At 66.7% G+C, this 13801-nt stretch carries 10 protein-coding genes; 8 read left to right on the forward strand and 2 right to left on the reverse strand.

All coding sequences use genetic code 11. The annotated features are described in order from the left end of the window. The first annotated feature begins 11 nt into the window (after window positions 1-11). The 7 genes from ACSF9G_RS19790 (at window position 12) to ACSF9G_RS19820 (ending at window position 7882) form a co-directional block, all read left to right on the forward strand. Complete coding sequence (locus tag ACSF9G_RS19790; protein ID WP_436643841.1) at window positions 12-2381, forward strand: bifunctional salicylyl-CoA 5-hydroxylase/oxidoreductase; 2370 nt, start codon at window positions 12-14, stop codon at window positions 2379-2381. Window positions 2382-2388: 7 nt separating this feature from the next. Beyond that, the gene (locus ACSF9G_RS19795) at window positions 2389-3153 is read left to right on the forward strand and encodes an SDR family NAD(P)-dependent oxidoreductase (RefSeq protein ID WP_436643842.1); all 765 of its coding nucleotides are present in this window, start codon (window positions 2389-2391) and stop codon (window positions 3151-3153) included. 8 nt (window positions 3154-3161) lie between these two features. Continuing rightward, the gene (locus tag ACSF9G_RS19800) at window positions 3162-3662 is read left to right on the forward strand and encodes a MarR family winged helix-turn-helix transcriptional regulator (protein WP_436644047.1); all 501 of its coding nucleotides are present in this window, start codon (window positions 3162-3164) and stop codon (window positions 3660-3662) included. After that, the gene (locus tag ACSF9G_RS19805; RefSeq protein WP_436643843.1) at window positions 3659-4495 is read left to right on the forward strand and encodes an enoyl-CoA hydratase family protein; all 837 of its coding nucleotides are present in this window, start codon (window positions 3659-3661) and stop codon (window positions 4493-4495) included. The genes ACSF9G_RS19800 and ACSF9G_RS19805 overlap by 4 nt, the downstream gene beginning before the upstream one ends. Window positions 4496-4498: 3 nt before the next feature. Beyond that, entirely contained in the window at window positions 4499-5686 is a 1188-nt protein-coding gene (locus ACSF9G_RS19810) for an acyl-CoA dehydrogenase family protein (protein WP_436643844.1), read from the forward strand. Window positions 5687-5752: 66 nt separating this feature from the next. Next, complete coding sequence (locus ACSF9G_RS19815) at window positions 5753-7405, forward strand: benzoate-CoA ligase family protein (RefSeq protein ID WP_436643845.1); 1653 nt, start codon at window positions 5753-5755, stop codon at window positions 7403-7405. Window positions 7406-7411: 6 nt separating this feature from the next. Beyond that, window positions 7412-7882: a RidA family protein gene (locus tag ACSF9G_RS19820; protein WP_436643846.1), complete on the forward strand. Its 471-nt coding sequence runs from the start codon at window positions 7412-7414 to the stop codon at window positions 7880-7882. Here the strand turns inward: ACSF9G_RS19820 and ACSF9G_RS19825 are convergent, their stop codons facing one another. After that, window positions 7883-9340 (reverse strand): SLC13 family permease, encoded by a 1458-nt coding sequence (locus ACSF9G_RS19825; RefSeq protein ID WP_436643847.1) that lies wholly within the window; start codon window positions 9338-9340, stop codon window positions 7883-7885. A gap of 165 nt (window positions 9341-9505) precedes the next feature. On the opposite strand from ACSF9G_RS19825, the gene ACSF9G_RS19830 reads away from it, so the two are divergent. Then, on the forward strand, window positions 9506-12001 hold the full coding sequence (locus ACSF9G_RS19830) for a cation:proton antiporter (protein WP_436643848.1): 2496 nt from the start codon (window positions 9506-9508) through the stop codon (window positions 11999-12001). A 41-nt stretch (window positions 12002-12042) separates the two neighbouring features. Here the strand turns inward: ACSF9G_RS19830 and ACSF9G_RS19835 are convergent, their stop codons facing one another. Then, window positions 12043-13758 (reverse strand): thiamine pyrophosphate-dependent enzyme, encoded by a 1716-nt coding sequence (locus ACSF9G_RS19835; protein WP_436643849.1) that lies wholly within the window; start codon window positions 13756-13758, stop codon window positions 12043-12045. Between the last annotated feature and the right edge of the window lie 43 nt (window positions 13759-13801).

The following is a 13801-nucleotide window of genomic DNA, read 5'->3' on the forward strand; positions in this document are numbered from 1 at the left end:
GGAGGGCCGTCATGAAGGTGGCGATTGTCGGTGGTGGACCAGCCGGTCTCTATTTCGCGATCCTGTTGAAGAAGTCCCGACCCGACTCCGACATAGCCGTCTACGAGCGCAACAAGCCGGACGACACCTTCGGATTCGGCGTGGTGTTCTCCGACGAGACGCTCGATACGTTCGAGAGTTGGGACAAGGAAAGCTACGAGCGCATCACCGAGGAATTCGCCTACTGGGACGATATCGAGATCAACTACAAGGGCGAGAAGCACCGCATCGGTGGAAACGGCTTCTGCGGCTGCTCGCGGGTGGCGCTGCTCAAGATCCTCTACGAGCGTGCCCGCGATCTCGGCATTCCGCTGCATTTCGAGCACGAGGTGGAGCCGACCACCGATTTCTCCGACCACGATCTCGTGCTGCTGGCGGACGGCGTGAACAGCCGTTTCCGCGAGCACTTCGTCGACCACTTCAAGCCGCATGTCGACCTGAGGCCGAACAAGTTCGCCTGGATGGGATCGACCAAGCCGCTCGACGCCTTCACCTTCGCCTTCGAGGAGACCGAGTGGGGCATCTTCATCGCCCATGCCTACCAGTACGAGGAAGGCCGCTCGACCTGGATCTTCGAGACCGACGACGAGACCTGGGAAAAGGCCGGGCTGGCCGAGTTCGACGAGCAGCAGTCGGCCGATTTCTGCGCCAAGATCTTCGCCAAGCATCTCGATGGCTATCCGGTTCTGACCAACCGGTCGATGTGGCGCAACTTCCCGATGATCCGCAACGAGCGCTGGGTGAAGGACAACATGGTCCTGCTCGGCGACGCCAAGTCGACGGCGCATTACTCGATCGGCTCGGGCACCAAGCTCGCCATGGAAGACGCCATCGCCCTGTTCGAGGCGGTCGAGGCCGCGCCGGACATCCCCTCGGCGCTCAAGCTGTTCGAATCCGGCCGCCGCGAGGGTGTTGAGAAGATCCAGCACGCCGCCGACGTGTCGCTCGTCTGGTTCGAGCATGTCGCCCGGTTCTGGGACTACGATCCGGTTCAGTTCAGCTTTGGCCTGATGACGCGCTCGAAGGCGATCACCTATGACAACCTGCGCATGCGCGCGCCCGAATTCGTCGACGCCGCCGACAGGATGTTCGCCGAGAAGGTCCGGCTGAAGGGCTTCGACGTCGACATCGACGATCCGGCGACGCCGGCGTTCCAGCCGTTCAAGCTGCGCGACATGGAGCTGAAGAACCGCCTCGTCATGTCGCCGATGTGCATGTACTCGGCCACCGACGGCGTGCCCAACGACTTCCATCTGGTCCACTACGGCACCCGCGTCATGGGCGGCGCCGGCCTGATCTTCACCGAGATGACCTGCGTCGCGCCGGACGCGCGCATCACGCCCGGCTGCACGGGTCTGTGGAACGACGAGCAGGAAGCGGCCTGGAAGCGTGTCGTCGAATTCGTGCGCGGCCACTCCAACGCCAAGTTCTGCCTGCAGCTCGGCCATGCCGGCCGCAAGGGCGCGACCAAGCTGATGTGGGAAGGCATGGACCGGCCCCTCGACGAGGGCGCCTGGCCGGTCGTGTCGGCCTCGCCGATCGCCTACTATCCCGAAAGCCAGGTCCCGCAGGAGCTCACGCGCGCCGACATGGACCGGATCCGGGATCAGTTCGTCGCCGCGGTGGAGCGGGCGGACCGGCTCGGCTTCGACATGATCGAGCTGCACTGCGCCCACGGCTATCTCCTGGCGAGCTTCCTGTCGCCGCTGACCAATACCCGCACCGACGAGTTCGGCGGGTCGGTCGAGAACCGGCTGCGCTTCCCGCTGGAGGTGTTCTCGGCGATGCGCGCGGCGTGGCCCAAGCACAAGCCGATGTCGGTGCGTGTTTCCGCCACCGACTGGGCCGAGGGCGGCCTGTCGGACGAGGATTCGGTGGCGATCGCCGAGGCCTTCGGCCAGGCCGGCGTCGATCTCGTCGACGTGTCGACGGGCCAGACGGTCAACTGGTCGGCTCCGATCTACGGGCGCATGTTCCAGACGCCGTATTCCGACCAGATCCGCAACGAGGCCCAGGTGTCGACCATGTGCGTCGGCAACATCACCTCGGCCGATCAGGCCAACACGATCCTGGTCGCCGGCCGTGCCGATCTCGTCGCCATCGGCCGTCCGCATCTGGTCGATCCGTTCTTCGCCGCGAACGCGGCGGCGTGGTATGGCGAGCCCTATCTGCAGACGGTGCCGCAATACGAGCCAGGCTTCGACCAGCTCGCACGCAACAGCGCGCGTGACCGGATGGATCTGGAAGAGCTGCGGATCAAGGCCCGTCCGAAGACGCGGGCGCCGTCCGTCGAGGAGAAGCAAAAGCAGCAGAAGCCGTCGTTCATCCAGGCGGCGGAATGAGCCGGCCATGAAGGGACTGACCGGACGGCACGCCCTGGTCACCGGCGGCGGACGCGGCATCGGGGCGGCGATCGCCTCGGCGCTGACGGCCGCCGGCGCGCGGGTCACCGTCACCGGCCGCAAGGACGCGCCGCTCAAGGAGCTGGTCGAGGCCGGCGGCGCGGCGGGCTATGCGATCGCGGACGTGACCGACCCGCTGGCGCTCGGGGAGGCCGTTAAGGAGGCCGTCGCCGAGCGCGGCCCGGTCGAGGTTCTCGTCGCCAATGCGGGCGCGGCCGAAACGGCCCTGTTCAGCCGGGCCGACCCGGCCGTCTTCCAGCGCATGTTCGACGTCAACGCGATGGGTGTCGTCCATTCGGTGCAGTCCGTGCTGGGCCCGATGACCGAGGCCGGTTTCGGCCGCATCGTCGCCGTTGCGTCCACCGCCGGGCTGAAGGGCTACCGCTATACGTCGGCCTACTGCGCGGCGAAGCATGCGGTGATCGGGCTGGTGCGGTCGCTGGCGCTGGAGACGGCGCGCAGCGGCATCACCGTGAACGCGGTCTGCCCGGGCTTCACCGATACCGACATGGTCGCGGAGTCGGTCTCACGGATCGTCGCCAAGACCGGCATGACCGCCGAGCAGGCGGAGGCGGAACTCGTCCGCGACAACCCGCAGGGGCGTCTCGTGACGCCTGAGGAAGTCGCCGACGCCGTGCTGTGGTTGTGCGGGGCCGATGCTGCATCCATAACCGGTCAGGCGATCGCGGTCGCCGGCGGGGAGGTGATGTGATGAACGACATACCGCTCGATGCGGAAACCATGGCGCTGGAGGCGCCGGGCGACCACAAGTCCGACATCCGGCTGTGGCTGCGCCTGCTGACCTGCACGACGCTGATCGAGGGCGAGATCCGCCGGCGGCTGCGCGAGCAGTTCGACGTGACGCTGCCGCGCTTCGACCTGATGGCGCAGCTCGACAAGGCGCCGGAAGGCATGACGCTCGGCGAGGTTTCCAAGCGCATGATGGTCTCCAACGGCAACGTCACCCACGTGGTGGAGAAGCTGGTCGCCTCCGGTCACATCGACCGGCGGCCGGCTACGCACGACCGGCGCGTGCAGATCATCTCGCTGACGCCGTCCGGAGCGGCCGAGTTCCGGGCGATGGCAAAGATTCACGAAGACTGGGTCGCCGACATGTTCGCCGGCCTCGACGAACAGGAGGAAGCCGCACTCATGGCGCTGCTGGGCAAGACGAAAATATCGGTGAGGACGGCTCTCGAAGCCCGGGAGGACCGCTCGTGACCTGGCAGACCGCCAACGTTCCGGTGCCGCTTTCCAAGTACGAGGCGAAGCACTTCAAGCTCGAGATCGACGGCAAGGTCGCGACCATCACGCTGAACCGGCCCGAGCGGAAGAACCCGCTCACCTTCGATTCCTATTCCGAACTCGGCCATTTCTTCCGCGCAGCCGCGGACGACGAGGACATCAAGGCTTTTGTCATTGCCGGCGCGGGCGGCAATTTCTCGTCGGGCGGCGACGTGTTCGAGATCATCGGCCCGCTCGTCGAAATGGATACGGCCGGGCTGATGCGCTTCACCCGGATGACCGGTGAACTGGTCAAGGCGATGCGGGCCTGCCCGCAGCCGATCATCGCCGCGGTCGACGGCATCTGCGCCGGCGCCGGCGCGATCGTCGCCATGTCGTCCGACATCCGCTACGGCACGCCGGAGTCGAAGGTCCTGTTCCTGTTCAACAAGGTCGGCCTCGCCGGCTGCGACATGGGCGCCTGCGCGATCCTGCCGCGCATCATCGGCCAGGGGCGTGCCTCCGAGCTGCTCTTCACCGGCCGGCCGCTGCGCGGCGAGGAGGCCGAGCGCTGGGGCTTCTACAACCGGCTTGTCCCGGGCGACGCGGTGCTGGCCGAGGCGCAGGCCTTCGCCAGGGACCTGGCCGACGGGCCGACCTTCGGCAACGCCATGACCAAGCGCATGCTGCAGATGGAATGGGCCATGTCCGTCGAGGAGGCCGTCGAGGCCGAGGCGGTCGCCCAGGCGCTGTGCATGACGACGGAAGACTTCGCTCGCGCCTATCGCGCCTTCGCGGCCAAGGAAACGCCGACGTTCGAGGGGAACTAGGGGATGGCCGACAAAACCTTCCTCGACTGGCCCTTCTTCGAAGAGAAGCACCGCCGCTTCGCCGCCGAAATCGGCGCCTGGGCGGAAGCGACGCTGACGCCCCTGATCGATCATCATGACGTCGACGCCTCGTGCCGCAACATCGTCGCGGCGCTCGGCGAGGGCGGTTTCCTCGATGCCGCCGCGCCGACGGAGGAAGGCGACCGGCACGACGTGCGAACGCTGTGCATCGCGCGCGAGACCCTCGGCTATCAGTCCGGCCTCGCCGACTTCGCCTTCGCCATGCAGGGGCTCGGTTCCGGGCCGGTGGTCGTCGCCGGCAGCGCCGAGCAGAAGGCCAAATGGCTGCCGGGCGTCGCGGCCGGCACCGCGATCCCCGCCTTCGCGCTTTCGGAGCCCGACGCAGGGTCCGACGTGGCCGCGATGTCGACGACGGCGACGCCCGACGGCAACGATCATGTCCGCCTCGACGGTTGCAAGACCTGGATTTCCAACGGCGGCATTGCCGACTGGTACGTGGTCTTCGCCCGCTCCGGCGAAGCGCCCGGCGCCAGGGGCCTGTCGGCCTATATCGTCGAGGCCGGCACCCCGGGCTTCGAGATCGCGGAACGCATCGACGTGATCGCGCCGCATCCGCTGGCGACGCTGAACTTCGAGGGGTGCCGTGTGCCGGTTGCCAACCGCATCGGCAATGGCGGCGAGGGCTTCAAGGTCGCCATGTCGACGCTCGACATCTTCCGCTCGACCGTCGGCGCGGCCGCTCTCGGACTTGCCCGCCGGGCCCTCGACGAGGGCGTGAACCGGGCGCGCGAACGCTCGATGTTCGGTGCGCCGCTGGCCGACCTGCAGCTCACCCAAGCGGGCCTCGCCGACATGGCGACGGGGGTCGATGCCGCCGCGTTGCTGATCTACCGGTCCGCCTGGACCAAGGACAACGGCGCGCCGCGCGTCACCCGCGAAGCCTCGATGGCGAAGATGTTCGCCACCGAGACGGCGCAACAGGTGATCGACCGGGCCGTGCAGATATTCGGCGGGCTCGGCGTCAAGAGCGGCGTCAAGGTCGAGGAACTCTACCGCGAGATCCGGGCATTGCGGATCTACGAGGGGGCGACCGAGGTTCAGAAGATCGTCATCGCGCGCGAACTGCTCAAGGCCGCCGAAGTCCAGAACGGCACTGCGGTGGCGCGGTGACGGCGGAACAATAGGCAAAACCGCGGGTCGGGATAAACCGACCCCGTATTGGCCGGAGGAGAAAGTATGCTGAGAAGCGGACACGTGGATTCGTTCGCGCGGGACAATCTGCCACCTCAGGAACAGTGGCCGGAATTCAAGTTCACCCTGCCGGAGCTGCAGTATCCGGAACGGCTGAACTGCGCTGTCGAACTGCTCGACAAGTGGGTGGAAGAGGGCAAGGGCGACCGGACCTGCCTGATCTCGCCGACCGAGACGCTGACCTATGCCGAGCTGCAGGCGCGGGTGAACCGGATCGCCAACGTGCTGACCAGGCGGCTCGGCATGGTGCCGGGCGGGCGGGTGCTTCTGCGCTCGGCCAACAACCCGATGATGGTCGCCGCCTATTTCGCGGTGCTTAAGGCCGGCGGCGTCGTCGTTGCCACCATGCCGCTTCTGCGCGCCAAGGAACTCGCCTATCCGATCCAGAAGACGAAGATCGATCTCGCGCTCTGCGACGTCCGTCTCGCCGAGGAGATGGAGAAGGCCAAGACGCAGGCGCCGGAACTGCAACGCATCGTCTATTGGGGCGGCGGCGACGACACGCTCGAGGCGATGATGGCCGACGAGCCGGACACGTTCGAGGCCTGCGACACGGCGAGCGACGACGTATGCCTGATCGGCTTCACCTCGGGCACCACCGGCGTGCCGAAGGGCACGATGCATTTCCATCGCGACATGATGGCGATCTGCGACGCCTACGCGATGAACGTGCTGCGGCCCATCGAGAGCGACCGCTTCATTGGCTCGCCGCCGCTGGCCTTCACCTTCGGCCTCGGCGGTCTGGTGCTGTTCCCGATGCGGGTCGGGGCCTCGACGGTGCTGCTCGAAGCGGCGCCACCGGACAAGCTGCTGGCGGCGATCCGGGACTTCAAGGCGACCGTGTCGTTCACCGCACCGACCGCCTACCGCGCCATGATCGACATGCTGCAGCCCGGCGACGTCGACAGCCTGCGCAAATGCGTGTCGGCCGGCGAGGCGTTGCCGAAGGCGACGTGGGATGCCTGGCACGAGGCGACCGGAATGACGCTTCTCGACGGCATCGGCGCGACCGAGCTTCTGCACATCTTCATCGGCTCGCCGGAAGAAGAGGTGCGTCCCGGCGCGACCGGCAAGCCGGTGCCGGGCTACGAGGCGAAGGTCATCGGCGATGACGGCGATACGCTGCCGGCGGGCCAGATCGGCCGCCTTGCGGTGCGTGGTCCCACGGGGTGCCGCTATATCGCCGACGAGCGCCAGAAGGACTACGTCGTCGGCGGCTGGAACGTCACCGGCGACACCTACCTCATGGATGAGGACGGCTACTTCTGGTACCAGGCGCGCTCCGACGACATGATCGTTTCGTCGGGCTACAACATCGCCGGGCCGGAAGTGGAGGGCGCGCTGCTGACCCATCCGGCCGTGGCCTTCTGCGGCGTCGTCGGATCGCCGGACCGCGAGCGCGGCCAGATCGTCAAGGCCTACGTCCAACTCAAGGACGGCTATACCGGGTCCCCCGAACTCGCCGTCGAGCTTCAGACGCATGTGAAGAACGAGGTCGCGCCGTACAAGTATCCGCGCGCGATCACCTTCGTCGACGCCCTGCCGCGCACCGAAACCGGCAAGTTGAAACGCGTCACCCTGCGCGAGATCGCCAGGGCGGAGGCCACCGAGAGCGTATCGCAATCAAAGGCCGGCTGAGGCCAAATGCACCATGATATCAAGGAGGTTGCACCTGTGTCTGTGACGAGCCTGCCCGCGGCAGCGGATGAGAACGATCGGCCGGAAACCCTTCTGCCCGCCGGCTGGCAGCGGCCGAAGGGCTATTCCAACGGCATGAAGGCGAACGGTACGGTCGTCGTCACCGGCGGCGTTGTCGGCTGGGACGCGAACGAGCAGTTCCCCGACACCTTCGGCGCGCAAATACGCCAGACCCTGTCGAACATCCGGGAAATCCTGGCGGCCGGCGGTGCGCATCCGCGCCATCTCGTCCGGCTCACCTGGTATGTCACCGACCTCGACGCCTACCGTGCCAATCTCAAGGAGGTCGGCCGCGCCTATCGCGACGAGATCGGCCCCTATTTCCCGGCGATGGCGGTGGTGCAGGTCGTCGGCCTCGTCGAGCCGAAGGCCATGATCGAGATCGAAGCCACCGCGGTCGTCCCGACGGACGTGTGATCAGATCGGGAAGACCAGCGGCGCGAGCGTGAGGGCGATGACGGCGACGATCAGGATGGATACGACGTCGAGCACCGCCCCCACCCTCAGCATCTGACGCGCATCGAGCGAGCCAGATCCGAACACGATGGCGTTCGGAGGCGTGGCGACCGGCAGCATGAATCCGAGCGAGGCGGCGAGCGCCACGGGCAAAGCCAGCGTCAGCGCGTTCTCGCCCATGCCGATCGCCGCTGCTCCGGCCACCGGCAGGAAGACGGCCGCCATCGCCGTGTTGCTGGCCAGTTCGCCGAGATAGACGATCACGGTCATCACGACCAGGATCATCAACCAGCCGGGCAGCGCCTCCATGTCGGCGAGGTGCGCGCCGATCCAGTCGGACAGGCCGGACGAACCGATGGCGGAGGCGAGTGCCAGGCCGCCGCCGAACAGGATCAGCACGTCCCAGCGAAGGTCCTTCAGATCGGACCAGCCGAGCAGGCGGCCACCGGTCTTCGGCCGCGCCGGGATGATGAAAAGGGCGAGTGCGCCAATCATGGCAATGCCGGTGTCGCCGAGCGGCAGGCCGGGAAACAAATGCTCCATCAGCGGTCGTGTCAGCCAGGCCAGCGCGACCAGGACCATGATCGCCGCGACCAGCTTTTCCTCCCGCATCATCGGCCCCGGCGCGGGGATCTCGTGGGCCGGCCCGGCGTGAATGGCGCGCCAGGGCACGTCGAAGGCGATTTTCGTCAGCAGCACCCAGGTCACCGGCAATAGGACGATCACGGTCGGGACACCGACCAGCATCCAGTCGGCGAAACCGATTTCGATGCCCTGCAGGTCCTGCATATAGCCGGCAAGGAGGGCATTCGGCGGCGTGCCGATCAGGCTCCCCATGCCGCCGATCGTCGCCGAATAGGCGATGCTCAGCATCAGCGCGGCCGAGAATCCCCGGGCCATGGCGGGATCGTCGCCGTGCTCGCTCATGGTGGCGGCGATCGACTGGCCGATCGGCAGCATCACCATCGCGGTCGCGGTATTGCTGATCCACATCGACAGGAATGCCGTCGTTGCCATGATCCCGGCGATGATCGCCGCAGGACCGGATCCCGCGTAATGCAGAACCCACCAGGCGAGCCGCCTGTGCAGCTGCCAGCGCGCCATGGCGCGGGCGATGATGAACCCGCCCAGGAACAGGAAGATCAGCGGATGGGCATAGGAGGATGCCGCCCTTTCGATCGTCGCAATGCCGGCAAGCGGGAAAAGCGCCAGAGGCACCATCGCGGTGGCGGCCAGCGGCAGCGCCTCGCTCATCCACCAGGTCGCCATCAGGATCGCGATCGCCGCGGTATGCCAGGCAACGGGATCAAGGCCTTCCGGCGCGCCCCACAGGCTCATCGCCAATGCGATGGCCGGACCGGCGAAAAGCCCCGTGAGGCGCGATCGCGGTGTAGCGGCGGTCGTCGAATCAACGGACATACACTTCTCCCGGCGACAGACTAAGGGACTGGATTACGACGATACCAGCGGTATGACCCCGGATATTGCAGCCAAGTGAGACTCGACCTGCCGATACACCGAGGCACTTGAGCCCGGGCGCAATGGCGCGGTACGAATCGCGTTCCTTTTTCACAGGCCGGCTAAATGCTCGCACTCGCCGACACGATTCTCATCATCGCCGGCCTTCTGGTGGTGGTCAGCGTGCTGCAACCGCTGGCGCGGCGTTTCGGGCTGCCGAACGCGGTCGTGCTCGCGTTCGTCGGTGTCCTGATCGGCTTTGCCGCCACGGCGCTGGTCCAGTTCGGACGCACGCCCGGCCTGGACACCATGGCGGAAATGGTTCTGGGCGTACCGATCACCTCGGCGGGCTTCATCCACATCTTCCTGCCCGTGCTGTTGTTCCAGGCGGCCCTCGACGTCGACGTCCGACGGATGATGGACGACGCGGCGCCGATCTTCGCGCTTGCCGTGCTCGCCGTTGTCGTGTCGACCGGGGTGATCGGCGTATCGCTGTGGTGGGCCTCCGACGTATCCATCGTCGCCTGCCTGCTGGTGGGTGCAATCGTGGCGACGACCGATCCGGCCGCCGTGGTTGCAATCTTTCGCGAACTCGGTGCGCCGAGCCGGCTGACGCGGCTGGTGGAAGGCGAGAGCCTGCTCAACGATGCCACCGCCATCGTCCTTTACACGGTGCTGCTGGCCATGCTGCTGACCGGCGCCGAACCGAGCCTGACGGACGCGACGCGGATGTTCCTCGTATCGCTGCTCGGCGGCGCCGCGGCGGGTTTCGTCGGGGCCCGGCTCGCCACGGCGGTGCTGCCCTACATGCGCGGCTCACAGGCCGCCGAGCTGACGTTGTCGATTGGCGTACCCTATCTCCTTTTCATCGTCTGCGAGCGGTATCTGGAAGTATCCGGCGTCGTCGCCGTTGTTGTCGCCGGGCTTGTCGTCGGCGCCGTCGCGCGCAATCGGATGGCACCGGCGTCCTGGGCGTTCCTGTCGCGGATCTGGGAGCAGCTCGCCTTCCTCGCCGGATCGCTAGTCTTCATCCTCGCCGCGATCGTGGTGCCGCACCTGCTGCTCGGCGTCAGCCTGGTCGACGTGATGCTGGTCGGCGTCGTCGTCGTCGCCGCGCTGGCCGCCCGGGCAATCGTGCTGTTCGCCGTCATGCCGGCGATGGCGCTGGTGCGGCTCGGCGAACGGATCAGCGGCCCGTACAAGTTCGTGATCCTGTGGGGCGGCCTGCGCGGGGCGGTGACGCTGGCGCTGGCGATGTCGATCACCGAGAACAGCCTGATCTCGCCCGACGTGCAGCGTTTCGTCGCGATCGTCGCGACCGGCTTCGTGCTGTTCAGCCTGCTGGTCGGCGGGACGACCCTGAGGCCGCTGATCCGGCTGATGCGGATCGACCGGCTGTCTCCCATCGATCAGGCGATGCGGGCGCAGATCCTGTCGCTGGCGCTCGATTCCGTGCGCGAAACCGTCGAGGAAACGGCGAAACGCTACAATATCGATCCGAAACCCGCTCGCGATGCGTTGCGGCCCTACCGCCGGCATGTCGAGGACCTGGCCGGCACGGGAACCGCGCTCGAGGCGATTCCCGACCGCGACCGGATCACCATCGGTCTGATCGCGCTCGTCAATCGCGAGCGGGACGTGATCGCCGAGCATGGGGCCGGCAGGGCGATTTCCCTGGCGATCATGGAGCGGCTCCTGGCCAACACCGAACGCATGGCGGACGCGACCCGGTCCGACGGCCGGCTCGGTTACACGCACGCCGCACAGGCACGGCTCGGGTTCGGCAGGCGGTTTCGCTTCGCTCACCTGCTGCACCGCAGGCTCATGATCGAGGGGCCGCTTGAACATTGCATTGCCGATCGTTTCGAGGTGCTGATGGTCACGCGGATCGTACTCGAGGAGCTAGATCGTTTCGCCCGGAGCAAGCTGAAGCGGGTGCTCGGCGTGCGCGTGGCAGACCTCCTGAGCGAAATCCTGGCGCAGCGGACGGAGGCGGCCGTCTCGGCGCTCGACGCACTCCGGCTGCAATATCCCGAGTACGCACAGACCATCGAACAGCGTTTCCTGGGCCAGCTCGCGGTCAGGCTCGAATCGGCCGAGTACAACGCCCTGCGCGACGAGGCGCTGATCGGACCGGAACTCTACGGCGACCTGAAACGCGAACTGCAGGCGGTACACGCCGCGCTGGAGCGGCGACCGCGGCTCGATCTGGGACTCGATACCGCGACGCTCGTCGACAAGTTTCCAATGTTTTCGGCGCTCGAAGAGGCGGAACGCCGCAAAATCCGCGCGCTGCTTCGGCCGCGGCTGGCGGTTCCCGGCGAGCGGCTCATCACCAAGGGCGAGCGCGGCACTTCGGCCTACTTCATATCGTCCGGTGCCGCCGAGGTCGCCGCGCCGCAGGGGAAGATCCGGCTCGGACGTGGCGATTTCTTCGGTGAGATGGCGCTGATCATGAACCAGCCTCGCCAGGCCGACGTCGTGGCGCTCGGCTATTGTCAGTTGCTGGTGCTCGAGGAAAGCGCGTTTCGCCGGCTCCTCGACACCAATCCGGCGATCAAGGCGCACATGGACACCGTCGCGCACAAACGCCAGCGCATGAACGTGGCGAACGGGACGTGACGAACGGAGCGTGACGAACGGAGCGTGACCGGGCGCGACCGCTATTTCAGCGTGTTGTTGACCGCGAGCGCCCAGACATCTTTCAGGCGGCCGTCGAGGACGGCCTTCACGCCGTACATCGCCGTGGACACGGCCTGCCCAACCTCGACGGTGGGCGGCATCACCAGCTCCATACGGTTGACGACGACGTCGAGCAGGGCCGGGCCGTCCTGGCTCAGCCACTCCGTCATCGCCGGCTCCAGGTCGTCGGCATTCTCGACGCGCCTGCCGTAGAAGCCGCAGGCCCTGGCGAGAGCGGAGAAATCCGGATTGTGCAGGTCGGTGAAGGCGTCGAGCATGCCCTCGACCTTCATCTCCATCTCGACGAAGCCGAGAGATCCGTTGTTGAAGACCACGAGCTTCACCGGCAGCTTTTCCTGGACGAGCGTCAACAGGTCGCCCATCAGCATGGTCATGCCGCCGTCGCCGCACATGGCGACGACCTGGCGGCCGGGATGCGATTTCTGGCAGCCGATCGCCATCGGATAGGAGTTCGCCATGGTGCCGTGCAGCAGGCTTGTCAGGAAGCGCCGCTTCCCGTTGGCGCGCAGGTAGCGCAGCATCCACACGAAGGTGGTGCCGCCTTCGGAGGTGAAGATCGCGTCGTCGTTGGCGAGCTCGTTCAGCATGGTGGCGACATATTGCGGGTGGATGAGATCGGGCGATCTCTCCCTGGCCTGCTCTTCGAGTGTCTTCAGGCTTTTCTCGTGTTCCTTCAGGCTCGCCTTGAGGAAAGTGTCGTCGGCGCGCGCGTCGAGAAGCGGCAGCAGCGCCGTGATGGTGGCGTTCACGTCGCCGACGAGGCCGAGCGTCACCGGCGTTCGCCGGCCGATATGGGCGGGATCGATGTCGATCTGCACGATCTTGGCCTTCCGCGGATAGAACTGCGGCCAGGCGAAATCGGTGCCCAGGCACAGAAGCAGGTCGCAATGCTCGACCGCCTCGAAACCGGACTTCATGCCGATCAGCCCGGTCATCGAGACGTTGTAGGGATTGTCGTGCTCGAGGAATTCCTTGGCGCGCGAGGTGTGGGCGACCGGCGCCTTCAGCCTGGCCGCCAGCGCCACCACCGCGTCGTGGGCGTGCCGGCAGCCGATGCCGCCGTAGACGGTGATCTTGTTCGCGCCATTGATGAGTTCGGCGAGCTCGTTCAGCTCGTCGTCGCTCGGGCGGATGACGGGGCTGGGCCGGGACACCTTCCAGTGGGTCTCGTCCTCGGTCCGTTCCTTGGTCATGTCGCCGTTGACTATGATGACGGCAACACCGCGCTTGGTCAGCGCGGCCTGGGCGGCCTGCACCGTTATCCGGCGGGCCTGGTCGGGGTGGGATATGTATTCGCAGAACACCGAGTACTGCTCGTAGATCTTCTTCTGGTCGACGTCCTGCGGGAAGCTCAGGCCGGACTGGATGCGGTCGATCTGCGAGGCGATCATAACCACGGGCGCGCCGTTGCGGTGGCTCTCGAACAGGCCGTTGACGAAATGCAGGCTGCCAGGACCCGCCGAGCCGGCGCAGACCGCCAGCTCGTCGGTCATGAAGGCATCGGCGCCGGCGGCGAAACCCGCGACCTCCTCATGGCGGACGTGGATCCATTCCATGCCCTTGCGGCGGATCGCGTCGGTGACGAAATTGAGCGTGTCGCCGACGATGCCGTAGCAGCGCCTGGCGCCGGCTTCCATCAGGGCGTCGACGATGACATCGGCTACGAGCTTGGACATGGCGCCGGTCTCCTTGCTGGCTCGGGGCGGCTATGGGCCTTCG

The organism is Microbaculum mangrovi (assembly GCF_051390635.1).
In the GTDB taxonomy this organism is placed as follows: domain Bacteria; phylum Pseudomonadota; class Alphaproteobacteria; order Rhizobiales; family Tepidamorphaceae; genus Microbaculum.

Coding starts and splice junctions, on each gene's coding strand:
- ACSF9G_RS19790 (WP_436643841.1), top strand. CDS start 12: ATGAAGGTGGCGATTGTCGGTGGTGGACCAGCCGGTCTCTATTTCGCG.
- ACSF9G_RS19795 (WP_436643842.1), top strand. CDS start 2,389: ATGAAGGGACTGACCGGACGGCACGCCCTGGTCACCGGCGGCGGACGC.
- ACSF9G_RS19810 (WP_436643844.1), top strand. CDS start 4,499: ATGGCCGACAAAACCTTCCTCGACTGGCCCTTCTTCGAAGAGAAGCAC.
- ACSF9G_RS19815 (WP_436643845.1), top strand. CDS start 5,753: ATGCTGAGAAGCGGACACGTGGATTCGTTCGCGCGGGACAATCTGCCA.
- ACSF9G_RS19820 (WP_436643846.1), top strand. CDS start 7,412: ATGCACCATGATATCAAGGAGGTTGCACCTGTGTCTGTGACGAGCCTG.
- ACSF9G_RS19825 (WP_436643847.1), bottom strand. CDS start 9,340: ATGTCCGTTGATTCGACGACCGCCGCTACACCGCGATCGCGCCTCACG.
- ACSF9G_RS19830 (WP_436643848.1), top strand. CDS start 9,506: ATGCTCGCACTCGCCGACACGATTCTCATCATCGCCGGCCTTCTGGTG.
- ACSF9G_RS19835 (WP_436643849.1), bottom strand. CDS start 13,758: ATGTCCAAGCTCGTAGCCGATGTCATCGTCGACGCCCTGATGGAAGCC.